Here is a 20,171-nt window from a genome sequence, read left to right as displayed (position 1 = left end):
GCTTCTTGACCGAGGTCAGGCCTGGTCGTGCTTTTCGCTGAGGTCAGGGCGGCGAAGCTCTGCCCGCCCCAGACCAGCTCAAGCCCGGACCAGCTCAAGCCCGGACCAGCTCAAGCCCGGAGCAGCTCAGGCCCGGAGCAGCTCAGGCCCGGACCAGGTCAGACCCGGCGCAGGACGGCCACGACGCGGCCCATGATGGTGGCGTCGTCGCCCGGGATCGGGTCGAAGGCCGGGTTGGCCGGCATCAGCCACACGTGCCCGTCGCGCTGGCGGTAGCTCTTCACGGTCGCCTCGCCGTCGATCATCGCGGCCACGATGTCGCCCGCATTGGCGTTCGGCTGCTGACGCACGACCACCCAGTCGCCGTTGCAGATCGCCGCGTCGATCATCGAGTCGCCCTTGACCTCGAGCATGAAGACGTCGCCCTCGCCGACCAGCTCGCGCGGCAGCGGGAAGAACTCCTCGACGGCCTGCTCGGCCAGAATCGGCCCACCGGCGGCGATGCGGCCGACCAGCGGCACGTAGGCCGGCTGGGGACGCGCCGAGCGCAGACCCTCCTCGTCGACCATCTCACTGGGGGAGCGGACGTCGACCGCGCGCGGCCGGTTGGGATCGCGGCGCAGGAAGCCCTTGGTCTCCAGCGCCTTCAACTGATAGGCCACGCTCGACGGCGAGACCAGGCCGACCGCCTCGCCGATCTCCCGGACGCTCGGCGGGTAGCCGTAGCGCTCCACCCAGTCGCGGATGAACTCGAGGATGCGGCGCTGGCGCGCGGTGAGTTCGGCGGTGACCGGCTCGGGGAACTGGCTGACCACCGGGGTGACGGAACGCAGCTGCGGCGCGTCGGCGGCACGCCCGCGGCTCGGCGTGCGGCGGCGCAGGGCCGCCCCGTTGTCTGGCTTGGTCTGGTGTTGCCGGCTGCTCGTCCGGTCGTCGGTCGACACGTCCGCCCTCCTTGTCGGCCAGTGCCTCGTCGGCACGTGGTGCTGCCTCGCGGAGCCGGATGCACGCCGTGGGGATGACGTGTGCCCGGCTGACCCCTTTGAGGGTGAACCGTAATGGCGGGGTGCGACATATTCAAACATCTGTACGACTTTCTTGCGGCGTGTCGCCCAGAAGTGCTCGACTTCCGTACGCCTGTTCTGATAGACCGTCGTACGGGCGTTCGATCGAACGCCCGTACGAGGATCTCTTCCGGTGGGGAGAAACGCCATGGTGGCGAACGGTGTGATGGCCGGTCAGGCCCGGCAGTCCGAGGCTCCGCTGCGACTGACCCGGCGTGGGCGCGCCGTCGTCCTCGGCCTTCTGATCGTTCTGGCCTCGCTCGCCAGCGCCGTGTTGTTCACCACCGCGTCCCGGGCCGAGGAGCTGCCGGCCGGTCCGCCTCCTACGATCGTCGTCCGGCCGGGTGACACGTTGTGGGACATCGCCGCCGCCTCCGTGCCGGCGCGCGATGGTCAGGCGGCGGTCGAAGAGTTGCGACGGCTCAACGGCCTGTCGAGCTACGGCGTACGCCCGGGTGATGTTTTGATCTTGCCGCGGGCGGCTTGATCACAGCAGTCCGTGAGCGGCGGTCAACCGCTCGTGTCGAGTCACAAAACACGGCGCGCCGCCGTGTCGCTGAGCTTGCGCCCGCGTCCGCCGCGGCATAGCGTCTACCCCAACATCTAGTAGTTACAAGGGTGTAAGTCATCCACAGGTTGGGGTTCGCCTCCACCGGTTATCCACAGGCCAGGACGGCGCTGGCGGGTCTTTCCCCGCGAGCAGCCGTGCTTCAGCGTGCCCGGGTTGCCGTGCGGGGGTGTTCCGGAGGGGGTTCCCGGTGCGCTGCCCGTACTGTCGCCACGCTGATTCTCGCGTGGTCGACTCGCGCGAGGCCGACGACGGTCAGTTGATCCGTCGCCGTCGATCGTGCCCCGAGTGCGGCAAACGATTCACCACGGTCGAGGAGGCCGTGCTCGCCGTCGTGAAGCGCAGCGGGGTCACCGAGCCGTTCAGCCGCACCAAGATCATGAGCGGCGTCCGCAAGGCCTGTCAGGGCCGCCCGGTCGACGAGGACTCGATCGCCCTGCTCGCGCAGAAGGTCGAGGAGACCGTCCGGGCCAAGGGCGCGGCCGAGGTGCCCAGTCACGAGGTGGGGCTGGCGATCCTCACCCCGCTGCGGGAGCTCGACCAGGTGGCCTATCTACGGTTCGCCAGCGTGTACAAGTCCTTCGACTCGCTCGACGAGTTCGAAAAGGAGATCACCGCGCTGCGCGAGGCGACGATCGCCCGCGAGTCGGGCCTGCGTCACCCGGTGGCGCCCCGGTCCGGCGGCCGCGCGCCACGGGTCACCTGACCGCCCTGAGCGGCTGACAGCAGAGATCGGCCGGCAGTGCTGATCAACCGGGCAGCTCAGATCGACCGGCAGTTCAGATCGACCGGCAGTTCAGATCGACTGGCAGTTCAGATCGACGGATGACGAAGTAAAGACGAGTGGTAGCAGTGTCAACGAGGGGGAGCAGTATGGCCGGGGACGGCATCACAGCAGGTCGGCAGCGCAGCCGTACGAACGGCAACGGCGCGGCCGGCGGGGGGCTGCGGGTCGAGCGGGTCTGGACGACCGAGGGGGTCCACCCGTACGACGAGGTCGAATGGGAGCGCCGCGACGTCGTCATGACGAACTGGCGGGACGGCTCGATCAACTTCGAGCAGAAGGGTGTCGAGTTCCCGACCGCGTGGAGCGTCAACGCGGCGAACATCGTCACCACCAAGTACTTCCGCGGCGCGGTCGGCACGCCCGAGCGTGAGTGGTCGCTCAAGCAGCTGATCGACCGGGTCGTCAAGACGTACCGCAAGGCGGGCGAGGAGCACGGCTACTTCGCCACCGCGGCCGAGGCCGAGGTGTTCGACCACGAGCTCACCTGGATGCTGCTGCACCAGGTGTTCAGCTTCAACTCGCCGGTCTGGTTCAACGTCGGCACCAAGTCGCCGCAGCAGGTCAGCGCGTGCTTCATCCTCTCGGTCGACGACTCGATGGACTCGATTCTCGACTGGTACAAGGAGGAGGGCCTGATCTTCAAGGGCGGTTCGGGCTCCGGCGTGAACCTGTCCCGCATCCGCTCGTCCAAGGAACTGCTGTCGTCCGGGGGGACCGCCAGCGGACCGGTGAGCTTCATGCGCGGCGCCGACGCGAGCGCCGGCACCATCAAGTCCGGTGGCGCCACGCGCCGGGCCGCCAAGATGGTCATCCTCGACGTCGACCACCCCGACATCGAAGAGTTCGTGCAGACCAAGGCGCGTGAGGAAGACAAGATCCGCGCGCTGCGGGACGCCGGCTTCGACATGGACCTCGGCGGCTCCGACATCGTCTCGGTGCAGTACCAGAACGCCAACAACTCGGTCCGCGTCAGCGATGAGTTCATGAACGCGTACGAGTCAGGCACCGAGTTCGGCCTGCGCGGCCGCCTCGACGGCGAGGTCATCGAGACCATCGACCCCAAGAAGCTGTTCCGCGACATCGCCCAGGCTGCCTGGGAGTGCGCCGACCCCGGCCTGCAGTACGACGACACCATCAACGACTGGCACACCAACCCCGAGACCGGCCGCATCACCGCGTCCAACCCGTGCTCGGAGTACATGTCGCTGGACGACTCGTCCTGCAACCTGGCCTCGCTGAACCTGATGAAGTTCCTCAAGGCCGACGGCGGCTTCGAGGTCGAGAAGTTCACCAAGAGCGTCGAGTTCATCATCACCGCGATGGAGATCTCGATCGCCTTCGCCGACTTCCCGACCGAGAAGATCGGCATCACCACCCGGGCCTACCGTCAGCTCGGCATCGGCTACGCCAACATCGGCGCGCTGCTGATGGCCTCCGGCCTGCCGTACGACTCGGAGGCCGGCCGCACGGTCGCCGCCGCGATCACGTCGCTGATGACCGGCACGGCCTACCGCCGCTCGGCCGAGATCGCCGGCGTCGTCGGACCGTACGAGGGTTACGCCCGCAACGCCGACGCCCACAAGCGCGTCATGCGCAAGCACGCCGCGGCCAACGACGACATCCGTCCGACCAGTTCGGTCGCCACCGAGATCGTCCGCGCGGCCACCAAGCAGTGGCAGGACGGCCTCAAGATCGGTGAGAAGAACGGCTGGCGCAACGCCCAGGCGTCGGTGCTCGCCCCGACCGGCACCATCGGCCTGATGATGGACTGCGACACCACCGGCGTCGAGCCCGACCTGGCCCTGGTCAAGTTCAAGAAGCTGGTCGGCGGCGGCTCGATGCAGATCGTCAACCAGACCGTGCCGCGCGCGCTGCGCAGCCTCGGCTACCCCGAGGAGCAGGTCGAGGCGATCGTCGAGCACATCGCCGACCACGGCAACGTCGTCGACGCGCCGGGCCTCAAGCCCGAGCACTACGCGGTCTTCGACTGCGCCATGGGCGAGCGCGTGATCGCGCCGCTCGGCCACGTGCGCATGATGGCCGCGGTGCAGCCGTTCATCTCGGGCGCCATCTCCAAGACGGTCAACATGCCCGAGACGGCCACCGTCGAGGAGATCGAGGAGATCCACTACCAGGGCTGGAAGCTCGGCCTGAAGGCGCTGGCGATCTACCGCGACAACTGCAAGGTCGGTCAGCCGCTCTCGGTGGCCAAGACCAACAAGTCGGCCGCGTCGACCGAGGTCGCCGCCCCGGCCGCCGAGGCCGAGAAGGTCGTCGAGAAGGTCATCGAGTACCGCCCGGTGCGCAAGCGCCTGCCGAAGAAGCGCCCGTCCGAGACGGTGTCCTTCTCCGTGGGTGGCGCCGAGGGCTACCTCACCGCGTCGTCGTACCCCGACGACGGCCTGGGCGAGGTCTTCCTCAAGATGTCGAAGCAGGGCTCGACCCTGGCCGGCGTCATGGACGCCTTCTCCGTCGCCATCTCGATAGGACTGCAGTACGGCGTCCCGCTCGAGACGTACGTCAGCAAGTTCACCAACATGCGCTTCGAGCCCGCCGGCATGACCGACGACCCCGACGTGCGCATGGCGTCCTCGGTGATGGACTACATCTTCCGTCGCCTGGCGCTGGACTTCCTGCCGTACGACACCCGGGCCGACCTGGGCATCTTCACGGCCAAGGAGCGCGTCGAGCAGGTCCAGGCCGAGGCCGCCGCCGAGGCGGCCGGCGTCGACCTGGCCGGCATGGCCGCGTCCGCGCCGGTGTCGGCCCCGGTGGGTGCGGCCTCCGCCCCCGCCGAGGTCAAGGCCCCGACCGTCGACGCGGAGGAGAAGGCCGCGCCGGCTTCGGCCGGTTCCTCCACCGAGCTCCTCGAGATCGTGCTGGGCCAGTCGGCCGACGCGCCGCTCTGCTTCACCTGCGGCACCAAGATGCGCCGCGCCGGCAGCTGCTACGTCTGCGAGGGCTGCGGCTCGACCTCCGGCTGCAGCTGAGCTGGGACGTTCACGCATGTCTCCCGTGAGCAACTCCTAAGAGGAATCACTGGTTGACATCGCTCCTGGTGAAGGCCTGAAACAGGTGCCTCCCGCCCGATTCCGGGTGGGAGGCACCTGCTTTTGAGCTTCGAGCCGAACTGGCCCGTGTCATGACCTCAGCGTGCGGACCGCAGCTGGGACAGATGCCGGCTCATCCAGTCCTGCAGCCCGAACTTGCCGGTCGCGCCGATGTTGGTGAAGTAGTTCTGCGTCACCTTCCCGCCGACCGGGCCGAACTTCTTCGGGAAGAACGTCGTGAAGATGCCGACCAGCACCGGCCGGTTGCCGTCGTAGGCCAGCATCGCTCCGCCGCTGTCACCGGAGATCGCGTACCGGCCGGTGCGCACGAATCCGCCGTCGCCGGGCCGGTAGTAGCCGGGCACCGTGGAGAAGTTCGGCACCGGCGCATTGCTGAGCCGCTTGCCGATGAACGTGTTGTCGTTGCGGGCCTGGATGCCGTGCGAGGCCTGCCGCAGAACGGTCGTCCCCGTCCCCTTGGTGTCGACATTGCCCCAGCCGACGACGGTGACGATCCGGTTCTTCTGCACCGAGTTGCCGAACGCCGTCGACGCCAGCGCGGCCGGGCTGATCCCGTCGACTCGTCGGGTCAGCTTCAGCAACGCGATGTCGGCGTCCTCGTTGCGGTGCACCTGCGACACCCGGTAACGCGGACCGGCAGGCAGGGCGGCGTTGCCTTCGATGCGGGTGCCGCCGAAGACGATCTCCGTGCGGGCGGTGTAGTCCTTGCCGGTGGTGCAGTGCCGTGCGGTGATCGCGATTTGCGGGTCGATCAGCTCGACGGTGCACAGACTGGACCGGCCGTCGTCGAAGCGGGTGGCCGACCGGCCGACGAACGCGTACGGATTCGCAGCCGACGAGACCACCGGCGCGTCGCCGACGATCGCCTGTGCCGGACCGGCGATCGCGGTAACGCCGGCCGTGGCGGCCAGCGCGGCCACGACCAGGCGCACGGTGTGGATGGGACGCACGAAGGGTTCCTTCCCGGGGAGGGCACGCCCGCACACGAGGGCGGGTCGGTGACAGATACCCGGCCGGGCGGAAAGCCGCCGGGCCGGGCACGCGTTGACACTCCCACGTCGGCACGACGCTGCGACACCATCGCATCACTCTGCGGTGGTCCGATGATCGGATGTGGCTGACTGGCACCCGACCGGCCGACTGTCGCGGGCCGCCGCTGAGCGTCCGGCGAAAACCGTCCAACGGTGCCGTGTCCCTGCGAACCGGATGCGCGCCGCCGTCGTTGTTGTCGCCTCCCGCGCTCGGCCAGACCGGCGGCCCTATCCTGGCCTGCGTGCCCGTGCTCGATGCCGCCGATCCGCTGCCTCACCGGCCCCGCCGGGTACGCCGCTTCAGCGCCGGTCCGGGCTGGGTGACCGAATGGCAGTACGACGCGGTCCTCGACCACCTCGCCGGGCTCGCCGACCTGCTGGTCTGGCTCGACCTGCCGCGTCGTACCGTCATGGGTCGTGTCGTACGGCGGACCATCGTCCGCCGGCTGCGACGCCAGGTTCTGTGGAACGGCAACATCGAACCGCCGTTGCGGACCTTTTTCACCGACGGCGACCACATCGTTCGGTGGGCCTGGAAGACCCATGACAGGACCGCCGCGCGAGTCGGTGACCTGCTGAACCGACGTCCGGACCTGACCTTCGTCCGCCTGCGGAGCAGCGCCGATGCCGACCTCTGGTTGCGAGGACCGCTCCGGAGCTGCGCCTAGCTTCTTGACCGGCGAAAGCTGAGCCGGTGCGCGCAGAGCGATGCCCCCCACTCCGCCGAGAGTGGGGGGCATCGCCTTCCTACCCGTGCCGGGGTCTCTCACCCCCCGAGCGTGAGAGGCCTCCGGCCGCCGGCTTTACGGCAGCAGTGTGTCGTCGACCGTGGTCACGCTGCCAAGTTCCAACGTGAACTCGGTCGCCTCGTCGTAGGACTGCGCCTGGTACGCGTACTGCCGGACGCCGTCGGCGGTGCGGAAGGAAACCTTGACCGGGCCCGGGTTCAGCTTGTCGAACCGGTACACGCCGTCCGCGTCCGTGGTGGTCTGCTGCTCGAACGCGGTGTCGGAGTAGATGAACCGGACCGTGGCGGCCACGACCGGCGCCCCCGCGGCGTCGACGAGGCGGCCGGTCAGGGACGCGGGCTGCAGCAACTGGTCGTCGACCCGGACGCGCTGGCCCGAGGCGACCGTGTAGTGGCGGGCCTGCTCCTGATCGGTGGTGTGCAGGGCGTACTGACGGAAGTTCCCGTCCCGGTAGCTCACGACGTAGTCACCGCGCGGGGGAACCCGCAGGGAGTACGTGCCGTCGGCCGCCGTGGTGGTCTGCCACGACCGGGCGGTGTTGTAGTCGTCCACGGTGACGCCGACGTTCGCGGCCGGTCCGCCGGTCGGCGTGGTCAGCCGGCCGGTGAACGCGCCGGCCCGCTCGACCACGCTGGTGACGGTGGTGCGGCCCCACGTGGACACCGGGTATGCCCGGGCCGCGTCGTAGTCCCGCTGCCGGCCGGGGGCGTATTCGGACCAGCCGTCCAGCTCGATCTTGATCTTGTAGCGGCCGGCGTCGAGGTCGGCGACGCGCCACGTGCCCGCGGCGTTGGTCGTGGTGACGGCGACCGGGTTGGTGTTCTCGTCGACGGTGGGCCAGATGCTGATCTCAGCACCGGTCACGACGGCGCCCCGGTCGTTCCGGACGGTGCCGGTGAGGGTGCCGCTGCCGGCGTCGGCCTGCGCGGGTGACGCGCCGACCGCTGCCGCTCCGGCGCCTGCCAGCGCGGCGGCGAGAACAGCTCTCGCGATGACCTTCGGTGGTTGCACTGTGGTGTCCCCTTCGGATAGTGGCTCTGGAAAGGAACCTATGGGCGACGGATGGGGCCGCACATCGATGGAGCAGACTCACGGCACGAACCCGGTAGTCGACCGGTAACGGCTGGTGCGCCACCCTTTCGAAGCCCCCGGGTTTAACGTGTAAGTTCGGGCTGTGACCGCTACTGACGTTGATCGCCCACGTCTGAACCGGGCCAAGGTGGCGGTCGGCTTCACCTTCGCGACCAACGGCCTCGCGTATGCGGGCTGGCTCGCCCGGGCGCCCGCCGTCCGGGACGGGCTCGAGCTGTCAGTCGCGGGCTTCGGCCTTCTGCTGCTCTGCGTCTCCGTCGCCGCGATCGCCGCGATCCCGCTGGCCGGTCCGCTCGTGCAGCGGGTCGGACCGGCCCGGGCGGTGCTTCTCGGCAGTACGTCGATGGTCCTCGGCCTGGCCGGCCTGGCCACCGGAACCCTGCTCGGCTCGGTCCCGCTCGCGGGCCTGGGTCTCGTGCTGGTCGGCATGGGCAACAGCACGTGGGACGTCGCCATGAACGTCGAAGGGGCCGACGTCGAACGCCGCCTCGGACGCACGATCATGCCGCGCTTCCACGCCGGCTTCAGCCTGGGTACGGTGCTCGGCGCTCTGGTCAGCGCCGTCGCCGCGGCGATCGGGCTGCCGATCTGGGTGCAGCTCTATCTCACCGCCGTGCTGGCCGCGGCGGTCACCGCTCCGACCGTGCGCCACTTCCTGCCGTACCAGCCACTCCCGGCCGGTCAGAAGCCGGCGATGAGCGTCCGCCGCGCCTGGCGCGAGCCCCGCACCGTGCTCATCGGCCTGGTCATGCTCGGCTTCGGCTTCACCGAGGGCACCGCCAACGACTGGCTCGCCATCGGGCTGGTCGACGGATACCGGGCCGGCGAAACGGTCGGCGCCATCGGCTTCGGCGCCTTCGTCACGGCCATGACGCTCGGACGGCTCTTCGGCGGCCAGGCGATCGAACGTTGGGGCCGGGTCGCCACCCTGCGGATCACCGCGGTCTCGGCCGCCCTCGGCCTGCTGCTCGTCGTCTCCGGGATCGCCGTCCCGGTCGCCCTCGCGGGAGCCCTGCTGTGGGGCGCGGGCGCGTCGCTGGGCTTCCCGATCGGCATGAGCTCGGCCGCCGACGACCCGGCCCGGGCCGCGATCCGGGTCTCGGTGGCCGGCTCGATCGGGTACGGCGCGTTCCTGTCCGGGCCGCCGTTGATCGGGTTGCTGGCCGAGCATTTCGGTGTGCTCCGCGCGCTCCTCTGCGTCTTCGGCGCCCTGGCCATCGGTCTGATCGCCTCGGGCGCGACCAGACCGCTGCCGCCCTCCGGCGACTGACTCGCGCGGGGTGGCGGGTCCGGCGCGAGGATGACACCGTACGAGGGTGACTCACGACAGTTCCGCGGTCATCACGTCGCGAGTGGACGCGCCGCCCGAACGGGTCTGGTTCGCCCTCACCGACGCCGGCGCGCTCACCTGCTGGTACTGGCCGGCCGCGATGCAGCCGCGGGCGTTCTCCGACCCGGTCGTCGGCGGCCGCTTCGGCGTGGACGCGGGCGACCTGGGCTTCGCGGGGGAGTACCGCGAGCTCGACCCGCCGCGCCGGATCGTGCAGACGTGGCGCTGGGCCGGCGACGACCGCGACAGCCGGGTGACCATCGAGCTCACCCCGTCCGGCGACGGCACCGACCTGCGGATCGTCCACGACGAGGTCGACGAGGAGACCGCGGGGATGTACCGCGCCGGGTGGGAGAGCTGCCTGACCCGCCTGCCGGCCTACCTGGCGGGCTGACCGGCGCTCACGCCGACCGCAGGAAGTCGGTGATCAGCCCCGCGAGCACGGCCGGCTGCTCGATCACCATGGCGTGCGACGCGTCCGCGAGCTGGAGGTAACGGGGGTGCCCGGCCGCTCGTACCTGCTCGAGCAGGTAGCGGCGGTGGGCCTCGTAGAGCTCGGCGAACGGCTCCTGCTGGGGCAGGTCACGGGTGGCCAGCACGACCAGTTCGGGGCAGGACGTCGCCGCGTACACCGGGCCGAGATCGAGCTCGTTCATCAGCGTACGCAGGGAGGTCGTGGTCGCCGCGGACGGGCGGATCGACGTCTCGCCGTTCTCGTGGGCGAGGTTGCGGCGGAAGCCCTCGATCCACACCCTCTCGTTGGCGCCCATGTCGCGGGCCGCGGCCTGCTGACGTTCCACCAGGTCGGCCAGCTGGTCGGCCTCGATGACCTGACCGGCCTGGGCCTCCACCTGGTCGAAGACCGCGTGCAGCCGGGCCAGTTCGGCGGTCGCCTTCTCGGGGTCGAGCCCCGGCAGCTGCTCGGCCCGGGTCGGCGGCGGGTTGCCGTCGAGGCTCACCACGCCCGGCGCCTCCGGATGCCGCTGGCCCCAGAGCGCCGCCAGCATCCCGCCCAGCGAGTGCCCCACCACGGCGGGCCGCTGGATCTCCATCTGGACGCACACCGCCGCGAGGTCGCCCAGCGCCGCGTCCCACGTCCACGTGCCCTCGCCCGAGCGCCCGTGCCCGCGCAGATCCACCGTGATCACCCGGTGGTTCGGCCGCAGCGCCCGGGCCAGCGTCGTCATCGTCGCCAGGTTGCCGCCGGCTCCGTGCAGCAACAGCAACGGCGGCTGGTCGCCTCCGAAGTCGCGGATCGCCAGCGGCACATCGCCCGCGTCGATCAGCCGGTCATTGATCATCGTTGTCTCCAGAGGTCTCAGGGTTGGAGCGCCGGGCCGCGCGCAGCCGATCCCGGACTGCCGCCGACGGCACGCCGCCGTCGGGATGACGGGGAAGCCGGCCCCGTCGCACAAGGTCGTGCACCGCCTGCCGGGTGGTGCCGAGCATCGCGCCCGCCGTCGCGTACGAGATCGACTCGGACCCGGGATGGCCGGCCCGCCACGCCACCGTCCGGCCCAGCGGCGTCTCCCACCACGGGAGCGGGGGATCGAACGGCCCGTCGCCCGGGTAGAGGGTCGCGATCAGCCGCGCGATGGCCAGCACGGCGGCCCGGTCGTCGCCGTGCTGGATGGTCGACGCCCAGCCCCGGGCCCGCCGCCGCACCAGCGACCGCAGCGCCGCGACCGCATCGTCGCCCTCGAGCAGCACCTCGAGCGGATCGAGCAGCCGGATGTCGAGGAGCCGCACGATCTGCTCGACAAGCGCGTCATCCCGGCCCACGCCGCCATCCTTCCGGCCCTTGACGCCGAGTGTCAAGGAGCGCCGACCGGGTGCGCTCACTGTCCGTACGCCGGCCGTGCCTGACGTGGCCTTTCGCGAGTCCGGCCGGTCCCAGTACGGTGTGGCCCGGGTCTCTCGGGAGGATCACTCGTGCGTACGCGTTCCGTCGTCCTCGGCGCCGTGCTGCTGCTCGGGCTGACCGGCTGCGAGGAGCCCGCCGACGAGGCTGCCGGCGCAGCCCTGTCGCCCGTCCCGACCGCTCAGCAGCCGGCCGCGTCGGCCGGTGGCGCCTGCATCCTCTGGGACTACGCCCTGATCAAGCAGAAGATCGGCGTGACGTTCGACGTGGCCGCCTCCGACCAGGTCGACGACACCTCGACGTGCGTCGTGCAGACCGCGGCGGGCGACTACCCCGATCTGATGTTCTCGGTCGTGGAGACCACGCGGGCGACCCCGGCCCAGTTCCTCGGCGACCGTCCGGCCAAGGCCACCGTGACCAAGGGGCTCGGCCGGGCGGCCTATCGCCTCTACACCGCGCCGGCCGCCGGTCACGGCCCGACGATCGAGCTGGGCTGGCTCAGTGAGGCGAAACAGCTCCAGACGCTGCGTTTCACCTTCGACAAGAAGGCGCCGGCCGCCGCCGTGTCCGCGATGAACCCGAAGCTCATCGCGCTCGCCAAGGCGATGGACACGACCGGCGGCTGACGCCTGGTGGAACTCGTCCGCCGGGACCGGCTCAGTGCGCCGCGACGAACACCCGCGACGCCACCTCGCGGGGCAGCCGGATCTTGTCGCCGGAACGGTCGATGGTCACCCCGTCGCGTTCCTGGGCCACCGTCACCGTCGTACCCGGGTCGATGCCGGCCGCGTGCAGCTGACGCAGCACGTCGGCGTTGGTCTGCACGCTCTCGCAGATGCGCTGGACCACGACGCTGCCGGTCAGGCCCGGGAAGGCGAGATTGCGCTCACCCACGCTGACCTGCGCGGCGCTGTCGAGCAGCTCCTCGTCGTCGGGGACGCCGAGCGCCTCCAGGCCGGGAATCGGGTTGCCGTACGGCGACCGGGTCGGCTTGTTGAGCAGCTGGTAGACCTTTTTCTCGACCGAGTCGCTCATCACGTGCTCCCACCGGCAGGCCTCCTCGTGGGCCTCCTCGTAGGGCATGCCGATGACGTTGACCAGCAGCAGCTCGGCCAGGCGGTGCTTGCGCATGACGGAAACCGCGGTCATGCGGCCTTCGTCGGTCAGCACCAGGTGGCGATCGTTCTCCACCGTGAGCAGGCCGTCACGCTCCATGCGGGCGACCGTCTGGCTGACCGTGGGGCCGCTCTGGTGAAGCCGCTCGGCGATGCGCGCCCGCAGCGGCGGCACGCCCTCCTCCTCGAGCTCGAGGATGGTGCGCAGATACATTTCCGTGGTGTCGATAAGGTCGTGGTTGTGGACTGACGCCTTCATGCTCCGACCTCCAAGCGGTCTCGGTGGACCGCCGGCCTCGGCCCGAAACGGGACCCAGCGGGGCTGACGACGGTTTCCTTCACAATGCGGCCCTCCCAGCAGCGATAATACCTCGTTGCCGGGGGTTGACAGCGGCCCCGAGCAGGTGCAGAGAGCCTACCCGACCATCCCGCCGGACGGCGCGCACGGAAAGTGTCGGGGTCGCGTGGCAGCATGACCGTCATGGTTGATCCGACGACCACGGTGGTGTGGGACAGAGCGCTGCTCGATTACGACATGGGCGATCACCCGCTCAACCCGGTGCGGGTCGAGCTCACGATGGCGCTGGCCCGTGAGCTGGGCGTTCTCGATCGGCCAGGCGTGCGCATGCTCACGCCCGAGCCGGCCACCGAGGCCGACCTGACCCGGATCCACCGCCCCGACTACCTCGACGCCGTCCGGCACGCCCCGGTCGATCCGTTCTTCCGGGGCTGGGGCCTCAACACGGCCGACAACCCCGTCTTCGAGGGGATGCACGAGGCTTCCGCCCGCATCTGCGGCGCCACCATCGCGGCGGCCGAGGCTGTCTGGTCCGGTGTGACGACGCGTGCCGTCAACGTCGCCGGTGGGCTGCACCACGCGATGGCGGCCCGCGCGGCCGGCTTCTGCGTCTACAACGATCCGGCGGTGGCCATCGCCCGCCTGCTCGACCGGGGCGCCCAGCGGGTGGCCTATGTGGACATCGATGTGCACCACGGCGACGGCGTCCAGGCCGCGTTCTACAACGACCCCCGGGTGCTGACGATCAGCCTGCACGAGTCCCCCCTCACGCTGTTCCCCGGCACCGGCTTCGCCGAGGAGACCGGCGGCCCGGGGGCCGAGGGCCTGGCGGTCAACGTCCCCCTTCCTCCCGGTACGGGGGACGGCGGCTGGCTCCGGGCGTTCCACGCGATCGTCCCGTCGATCCTCCGCGCCTTCGCGCCCGAGATCATCTTCAGTCAGTGCGGGGCCGACTCCCACCGGCTCGACCCCCTGGCCGACCTGCACCTCTCGGTCGACGGGCAGCGCGCCGCCCACCTGGCGATGCGCGAGCTCGCCGACGAGCTGTGCGAGGGCCGCTGGGTCGCGACGGGTGGCGGCGGCTACGCGCTCGTCGAGGTCGTGCCCCGCACCTGGACCCATCTGCTGGCCACCGCCACCGGTGACCCGCTCGACCCGCAGACCCGCATCCCGCGCGCGTGGCGCGAGCTCGCCGCCGAGCGCTGCCCCGGCGTCCCCGTTCCCGAGGCCATGACCGACGGCATCGAGCCGCCGGTCGAGACCTGGCAACCGGGCACCACGCCCGACCCGGTCGACCGCGCCATCCTCGCCAGCCGCACCGCGGTCTTCCCGTTGCACGGCCTCGACCCCCACGACATCCGCGACTGACCACCGGCGCCGTCCCCAGATCCGAGCACGCAGAACCGAGCCCGCAGCATCGAGGCCGAGAGGAGGAGAGCGACGTGGACATCAGCGCGGACGTCCTGCTCTCCGACGGCAGCGCCGTCCACCTGCGACAGATCCAGCCCACCGACGCGGACGCCATCGTGCAGTTCCACTCGCGGATGAGCGACCGCACCCGCTACCTGCGCTATTTCTCGCCCTATCCGCGCATTCCGGAACGCGACCTCGAGCGCTTCGTCAACGTCGACCACCACGACCGTGAGGCGTTCGTCATCGTGAGCGGCCCGCGCATCATGGCCGTCGGCCGTTACGAGCGGCTCGGTCCCGAGTCACCCGACGCCGAGGTGGCCTTCGTCGTGGAGGACGCGCACCAGGGCCGGGGCATCGGCTCGGTCCTGCTCGAACACCTCGCCGAGGCCGCCCGGGCCAACGGCATCACCCGTTTCGTCGCCGAGGTGCTCCCCGAGAACGGCGGCATGCTGCGGGTCTTCAGCGACTTCGGCTATCAGGTCCAGCGCAAGTACGCCGACGGCGTGGTCCATCTCAGCTTCCCGATCGCGCCCACCGAGAAAAGCCGCGAGGTGCAGGAGTCCCGCGAGCACCTCACCGAGGCCCGCTCGATCGCCCGGCTGCTGTCCCCGCGCGCGGTCGCCGTCTACGGCGCCAGCGCGAGCGGTCAGGGCATCGGCGCGGCCATGCTCGGCCACCTGCGCGACGGCGGGTTCACCGGTCCGGTCGTCCCGGTGCACCGCAGCGCCGAGCGGGTGGCCGGTCTGCGCGCCTACCGCTCGGCCACCGAGGCCGGGGTGGCGATCGATCTGGCCCTGGTCGCCGTCCCGCCCGAGGGCGTGGCCGCCGCGCTGGCCGACGCCGCGGCCAGCGGCGCGGGCAGTCTCGTGGTCGTCTCGGCCGGGTTCGCCGAGGCCGGTCCCGAGGGCGGCGTCGCGCAGCGGGCGCTGATCGAGGGCGCGCACGCCGCCGGGCTGCGCGTGGTCGGGCCCAACAGCATGGGGGTCGCCAACACCGACCCCGGCGTCCGCCTGAACGCCACCCTGGCCCCGCGATTGCCGGCCGCCGGACGGGTCGGCTTCTTCAGCCAGAGCGGCGCGCTCGGGGTCGCCCTGCTGGCCGAGGCCGACCGTCGCGGGCTGGGCCTGTCCAGCTTCGTCTCGGCCGGCAACCGCGCCGACGTGTCCGGCAACGACCTGCTGCAGTATTGGCGCGACGACCCGGGCACCGACGTCGTGCTGCTCTATCTGGAGACATTCGGCAACCCGCGCAAGTTCGCCCGGCTGGCCCGCCGCATGAGCAGGGTGAAACCGGTGGTCGCGGTCGCCTCGGCCACCCGCCCGCCCGGTCTCGCCGGTGATCTGCCCGGCCCCGACGTCAACGCGGTCACCGCCCTGTTCGCCCGTTCCGGCGTGATCCGGGTCGACACCGTGCAGGAGATGTTCGACGTCGGCCTGCTGCTCGCCCACCAGCCGCTGCCGGCCGGCCGGCGCGTGGCCGTCGTCGGCAACTCGTCCGCACTGTCCGAATTGGCGGTGGCCGCCTGCCGGGCCAACGGTCTGCTCGTCGCCGACGGCTACCCGCTCGACATCAGCCCCCAGGCCGGCGCCCACGACTTCGCCGACGCCCTGGCCGACGCGGCCGTCGACGACCGGGCCGACGCCCTGGTCGTCGTGTTCGCGCCGCCGCTGCCCGGCCAGCTCGCCGACGAGGACGCCGACTTCGCCGCGGCCCTGGCCAGCGTGGCGCTCGCCGGGGAGAAGCCGACCGTCGCGACGTTCCTGCTCGGCAGCTCGCCGGCCCGCGTCCCGGCCTACCCGTCGGTCGAGGAGGCTGTGCGCGCCCTGGGCCGGGTGGCCACCTACGCCGACTGGCTGCGGCGCCCGCCCGGCGTGCTCCCGGTGCTCGAGGGCGTCGACCCGGCCGCCACCGGCATCGACGGCCCACCCTCGGCGCTGCTGGCTGCCTACGGCATCGACGTGGTCCCGTCCACGCTGGCCGCCACGGCCGACGAGGCGATCGCGGCCGCCGAGGCGCTCGGTTACCCGGTCGCCCTCAAGGCCGCCGGCGGCGCGCTGCGCCACCGGATAGACCTGGGCGCGGTCCGGCTGGCCCTGGCCGACGAGGACGACGTCCGCTCGGCCTACACGGAGTTGTCCACCGCCTTCGGCCCCGACGTCCTGGTCCAGACGATGGTCTCGGCCGGCGTGGCCTGCCGCGTCGAGGTGATGGAAGATCCGGCCTTCGGCCCGATCGTCGGTTTCGGCCTGGGCGGCGTGGCCAGCGACCTGCTGGGCGATCTGGCCTGGCGGGCTGCGCCCCTGACCGACCGTGCGGCCGAGGCCCTGGTCGTCGAGCCGCGGGCCGCGCCCCTGCTGCACGGCTATCGCGGTTCCCGGCCGGTCGACCGCGAGGCCCTCATCGACCTGCTGCTCCGCGTCGGCCGGCTCGCCGACGACCACCCCCGCCTGCGCAAACTGTCCCTCAACCCGGTCCTGGCCCGCCCCGACGGCTACTCGGTCCTGCACGCCGCCGCCGAGATAGGCGACCCCACCCGCCGCCCCGACACCGGCCCCCGTCGCCTGCGCACCCCATAGCCGCCGTCGGCCTGGCGGGCGGCTCGGCCACTACCTTGGTCGCGCGCGGACCGTACCCACCGGAAAGCGCAACCGCCCGGTCGAGCCGAGGCTCGCCGGGCGGTGCGGTGGTTGACTTTCAGCCGGCGTAGGCCTCGAGGCGGGACGAACGCTCCGGGTCGCGCAGCTTGAGCATGGTGACCTTCTCGATCTGGCGGATGCGCTCGCGGCTCAGGCCGAACTCGCGCCCCACCTCGTCGAGGGTGCGCTGGCGGCCGTCGTCGAGGCCGAAGCGCAGGCGGATCACGGCGGACTCACGCTCGCTCAGCGTGGCCAGCACGATCTCGACCTCGCTGCGCAGCTCGCCCTGGCCGGCCGTGGCGCCGGGCTGGCTCGGGTCGACCGCCGCCACGAAGTCGCCCAGCGCGCTCTCGCCGTCCTCACCGACGGCCTGGTCGAGGCTGACCGGCTCCCGGTCGTACGAGATCAGCTCGATGACCTGGAACTCGGGCACGTCCATGGCGTGGGCGATCTCGGCGATGCTCGGCTCGCGGCCGAGGCTCGCGGCCAGGTCGCGGCGGCTGCGGACCATGCGGTTGACCTGCTCGACCATGTGCACCGGGATGCGGATGGTGCGGGCCTGGTCGGCCATGGCGCGGGTGATGGCCTGGCGGATCCACCAGGTGGCGTACGTGGAGAACTTGTAGCCCTTGGTGTAGTCGAACTTCTCGACCGCGCGGATGAGGCCGAGGTTGCCTTCCTGGATCAAATCGAGGAAGGCCATGCCGCGCCCGGTGTACCGCTTCGCGATGCTCACGACGAGCCGCAGGTTGGCCTCGAGCAGGTGGTTCTTGGCCGCCTTGCCCTCCGCGACGATGATCTGCAGGAGGGGTGCCAGTTCGTCGGCCGCCGCGGGAAGCTTCTCCTCGGCGTACAGGCCGGCCTCGATGCGCTTGGAAAGCTCGACCTCTTCGACCGCTGTGAGCAGCCGGGTGCGTCCGATGCCGTTGAGGTACGCACGGACCAGGTCGGCGGAAACGCCGCGCTCGTCCGTGGCGTCCAGGTCGGCCAGGAGCTCGACACCGTCGGTCATGCTGTTGTCGACGGCAACCGCCGCCTTGGAGTCCGACGCCTTCATCTGCAGGACCATCTTTCAGTCCCCTCCCCGCTGATAACCGTCTCGTGCATTCCCAGCCGCCTCGTGCCGGTGTGATCGATAGCTTGGCCTGGGACGCGTTAAACCGAGGTGAGGCAAGCGTCCAGGTGGCATGAATCAGGGAGAACCCTGACGTCGCCAAGCCGACAAAGTGACCGGATTCCCGGTACTCGTCGCGTGGTGCGCGCCGATACTGTTCCCCAAACGCCCCCGAGGAGGAGATGGTTCAGTGGTCTTCAAAAAGATGTTGCAGGCTTTTGGCGTCGGTGGCCCGTCGGTCGAAACGGTGCTGACCAACCCCAACTGCCGGCCTGGCGGGTTCCTCGAAGGCCAGGTGCACGTGGTCGGCGGGGACCACGCTGTCGACGTCGAATATCTCGCGGTCGGACTGATCACCCGCGTCGAGGTGGAGAGCGGTGACGGCGAGTACAACAGCGATCAGGAGTTCCACCGCCAGCGGCTGACCGGTTCGTTCCGTCTCGACCCCGGCGCGAAGTACGACGTGCCGTTCCGGTTCGACGTGCCGTGGGAAACCCCGATCACCGAGGTGTACGGGCAGCATCTGCACGGCATGACCATGGGCCTGACCACCGAGCTCGAGATCGCCCGCGCGGTCGACAAGTCCGATCTGGACGCGGTGGCCGTCCACCCGCTGCCGGCCCAGGAGCGCATCCTGGACGCCCTGCTGCGTCTCGGCTTCCGCTTCAGCCGGGCCGACGTCGAGCGCGGCCGAGTGTACGGCGTGGAGCAGCACCTGCCGTTCTACCAGGAGATCGAGTTCTACCCGCCGTCGGCGTACGCGAGCGGCATCAACCAGCTGGAGCTGACGTTCATCCCGACCCCGCAGAAACTGCAGGTCATCCTCGAGATCGACAAGCGCGGCGGCATGTTCACCGAGGGTCGCGACGCGTTCGGCCGGTTCGACGTCGACTACGCGACGGCCGACCGCACCGACTGGGCCGGGCAGCTCGACAACTGGCTGCGGCAGTCGGCCCAGCGGCGCGGGCTGTTCTTCTGAGTTCCGGAGCTCGCCAGTCGTGCAACGCTCCAGCAGTTTCGGAGGTCTGCGCGTCTTGTAGAGCCCGAGCGGTCTTCAAAGTTCGAGCAGTCCGTTGAGCTCGAGCGGTCTTACGAGCCCAGCAGTGTGCAGAGCTCGCGCAGTCTTCTACAGCTCCAGCAGGATCGTGCGCGGTCCGACATTGACGCTTTCGACCAGCATGTGCGTCCGGAAGCGACCGGTCTCGACAGTCGCTCCCCGGGCGCGCAGGCTTTCCACGTACGCCGTGACGAGCGGCTCGGCCACCTCGGCAGGCGCGGCGGCGTTCCAGGTGGGCCGGCGCCCCTTGCGCGCATCGCCGTAGAGCGTGAACTGGCTGACCACCAGCAACCCGGCCCCGACATCCGACGCAGACGCCTCATTGTCCAGGATGCGCAGTTCGTAGGTCTTGCGAGCCAATTCGGCGGCCTTGGCCGGAGTGTCATCGTGCGTCACACCGACCAGCACAAGCAGGCCGTCCTCGATCTTCCCGACGATCTCGTCGTCGACGGTCACGCTGGCCCGGCTCACGGTCTGCACCAGTGCCCGCATCTGATTCGCTCCTCATTCTCGTACGGTCGTCAGGTCCGCTGCCCTGCCGGTAGTGGTCATATTGTCCGGCCTTGTCGCGGCGGCTGTCCGGCCGTGGTCCTGATCGCGTTGTGCGGCCTTGTCGCGGTGGCTGTCCGGCCGTGGTCGTGATCGGGATGTGCGGGCTGGTCGTGGTCGTTGTGCGGCTTGGTCGTGGTCACGTTGTGCGGTCTGGTCGTGGTGGTTGCCGGGCTTGCTCGGGCGGCCGTGCGGGGCGATGTTGGTGGGTGACGTTGCGTGGACTGGTCGCGGTGGCTGTCCGGCCTGGTCGCGGTATTTTTCCGGCCTGGCCGAGGTGAGTTCTCAAGGTGGTCGCGGTTACTGTCTGCCCAGCCCAGCCCAGCCCAGCCCAGCCCAGCCCAGCCCAGCCCAGCCCAGCCCAGCCCAGCCCAGCCCAGCCCAGCCCAGCCCAGCCCAGCCCAGCCCAGCCCAGCCCAGCCCAGCCCAGCCCAGC

The 20,171-nt window shown here is 70.6% G+C and carries 18 protein-coding genes; 10 read left to right on the top strand and 8 right to left on the bottom strand.

The genetic code is table 11. From position 1 onward, the window contains the following. Positions 1–158 precede the first annotated feature (158 nt). Positions 159–944 (bottom strand): transcriptional repressor LexA, encoded by a 786-nt coding sequence (lexA, locus tag HJC40_RS14565; protein ID WP_374271804.1) that lies wholly within the window; start codon positions 942–944, stop codon positions 159–161. A 268-nt stretch (positions 945–1,212) separates the two neighbouring features. On the opposite strand from lexA, the gene HJC40_RS14560 reads away from it, so the two are divergent. From HJC40_RS14560 to HJC40_RS14550, 3 genes are all read left to right on the top strand, one after another. Continuing rightward, complete coding sequence (locus HJC40_RS14560) at positions 1,213–1,551, top strand: LysM peptidoglycan-binding domain-containing protein (RefSeq protein ID WP_250001620.1); 339 nt, start codon at positions 1,213–1,215, stop codon at positions 1,549–1,551. Positions 1,552–1,822: 271 nt separating this feature from the next. After that, positions 1,823–2,338, top strand: coding sequence for a transcriptional regulator NrdR (gene nrdR / locus HJC40_RS14555; protein ID WP_250002050.1), 516 nt, complete (start codon positions 1,823–1,825; stop codon positions 2,336–2,338). Positions 2,339–2,505: 167 nt separating this feature from the next. Beyond that, a complete protein-coding gene (locus HJC40_RS14550; RefSeq protein ID WP_250001619.1) occupies positions 2,506–5,409 on the top strand; it encodes a vitamin B12-dependent ribonucleotide reductase in 2,904 nt (967 codons plus the stop codon). Between the two features lie 158 nt (positions 5,410–5,567). On the opposite strand, the gene HJC40_RS14545 is transcribed toward HJC40_RS14550, so the two are convergent. Then, positions 5,568–6,440 carry a trypsin-like serine protease gene (locus HJC40_RS14545; protein WP_250001618.1) on the bottom strand — a complete coding sequence of 291 codons (873 nt, stop codon included), beginning with the start codon at positions 6,438–6,440 and terminating at the stop codon, positions 5,568–5,570. A 323-nt stretch (positions 6,441–6,763) separates the two neighbouring features. On the opposite strand from HJC40_RS14545, the gene HJC40_RS14540 reads away from it, so the two are divergent. Next, entirely contained in the window at positions 6,764–7,189 is a 426-nt protein-coding gene (locus HJC40_RS14540) for an AAA family ATPase (RefSeq protein ID WP_250001617.1), read from the top strand. Between the two features lie 135 nt (positions 7,190–7,324). On the opposite strand, the gene HJC40_RS14535 is transcribed toward HJC40_RS14540, so the two are convergent. Then, the gene (locus tag HJC40_RS14535; protein ID WP_250001616.1) at positions 7,325–8,281 is read right to left on the bottom strand and encodes a carboxypeptidase-like regulatory domain-containing protein; all 957 of its coding nucleotides are present in this window, start codon (positions 8,279–8,281) and stop codon (positions 7,325–7,327) included. A 163-nt stretch (positions 8,282–8,444) separates the two neighbouring features. On the opposite strand from HJC40_RS14535, the gene HJC40_RS14530 reads away from it, so the two are divergent. After that, positions 8,445–9,632, top strand: coding sequence for an MFS transporter (locus tag HJC40_RS14530; RefSeq protein WP_250001615.1), 1,188 nt, complete (start codon positions 8,445–8,447; stop codon positions 9,630–9,632). 46 nt (positions 9,633–9,678) lie between these two features. Continuing rightward, the gene (locus HJC40_RS14525) at positions 9,679–10,086 is read left to right on the top strand and encodes an SRPBCC family protein (RefSeq protein ID WP_250001614.1); all 408 of its coding nucleotides are present in this window, start codon (positions 9,679–9,681) and stop codon (positions 10,084–10,086) included. Positions 10,087–10,093: 7 nt separating this feature from the next. On the opposite strand, the gene HJC40_RS14520 is transcribed toward HJC40_RS14525, so the two are convergent. After that, positions 10,094–10,993, bottom strand: coding sequence for an alpha/beta fold hydrolase (locus tag HJC40_RS14520; RefSeq protein ID WP_250001613.1), 900 nt, complete (start codon positions 10,991–10,993; stop codon positions 10,094–10,096). Continuing rightward, positions 10,983–11,474 carry a hypothetical protein gene (locus HJC40_RS14515; RefSeq protein ID WP_250001612.1) on the bottom strand — a complete coding sequence of 164 codons (492 nt, stop codon included), beginning with the start codon at positions 11,472–11,474 and terminating at the stop codon, positions 10,983–10,985. The genes HJC40_RS14520 and HJC40_RS14515 overlap by 11 nt, the downstream gene beginning before the upstream one ends. Positions 11,475–11,624: 150 nt before the next feature. On the opposite strand from HJC40_RS14515, the gene HJC40_RS14510 reads away from it, so the two are divergent. Continuing rightward, positions 11,625–12,179 carry a hypothetical protein gene (locus HJC40_RS14510; protein ID WP_250001611.1) on the top strand — a complete coding sequence of 185 codons (555 nt, stop codon included), beginning with the start codon at positions 11,625–11,627 and terminating at the stop codon, positions 12,177–12,179. A gap of 31 nt (positions 12,180–12,210) precedes the next feature. Here HJC40_RS14510 and HJC40_RS14505 read toward each other — a convergent pair whose 3' ends face one another. Continuing rightward, positions 12,211–12,927 (bottom strand): metal-dependent transcriptional regulator, encoded by a 717-nt coding sequence (locus tag HJC40_RS14505; protein ID WP_250001610.1) that lies wholly within the window; start codon positions 12,925–12,927, stop codon positions 12,211–12,213. 222 nt (positions 12,928–13,149) lie between these two features. Here HJC40_RS14505 and HJC40_RS14500 point away from each other — a divergent pair, with 222 nt between their 5' ends. Together HJC40_RS14500 and HJC40_RS14495 are read left to right on the top strand one after the other, a co-directional pair. Further along, entirely contained in the window at positions 13,150–14,334 is a 1,185-nt protein-coding gene (locus HJC40_RS14500) for an acetoin utilization protein AcuC (protein WP_250001609.1), read from the top strand. A 74-nt stretch (positions 14,335–14,408) separates the two neighbouring features. After that, positions 14,409–16,955 (top strand): bifunctional GNAT family N-acetyltransferase/acetate--CoA ligase family protein, encoded by a 2,547-nt coding sequence (locus HJC40_RS14495; RefSeq protein ID WP_250001608.1) that lies wholly within the window; start codon positions 14,409–14,411, stop codon positions 16,953–16,955. A 118-nt stretch (positions 16,956–17,073) separates the two neighbouring features. Here HJC40_RS14495 and sigB read toward each other — a convergent pair whose 3' ends face one another. Further along, positions 17,074–18,027 (bottom strand): RNA polymerase sigma factor SigB, encoded by a 954-nt coding sequence (sigB, locus tag HJC40_RS14490; protein WP_250002049.1) that lies wholly within the window; start codon positions 18,025–18,027, stop codon positions 17,074–17,076. A gap of 292 nt (positions 18,028–18,319) precedes the next feature. Between sigB and HJC40_RS14485 the strand changes: the two genes are divergently transcribed. Beyond that, a complete protein-coding gene (locus tag HJC40_RS14485; protein ID WP_250001607.1) occupies positions 18,320–19,108 on the top strand; it encodes a sporulation protein in 789 nt (262 codons plus the stop codon). A gap of 147 nt (positions 19,109–19,255) precedes the next feature. On the opposite strand, the gene dtd is transcribed toward HJC40_RS14485, so the two are convergent. Next, a complete protein-coding gene (gene dtd, locus HJC40_RS14480; RefSeq protein ID WP_250001606.1) occupies positions 19,256–19,678 on the bottom strand; it encodes a D-aminoacyl-tRNA deacylase in 423 nt (140 codons plus the stop codon). Positions 19,679–20,171: the final 493 nt, after the last annotated feature.

The sequence above is a fragment of the Actinoplanes sp. M2I2 genome, from assembly GCF_023544445.1.
GTDB lineage: Bacteria > Actinomycetota > Actinomycetes > Mycobacteriales > Micromonosporaceae > Actinoplanes.
The sequence above is the reverse complement of the archived record's forward strand: the minus strand, read 5'-3'. Positions and strand labels throughout refer to the sequence as shown.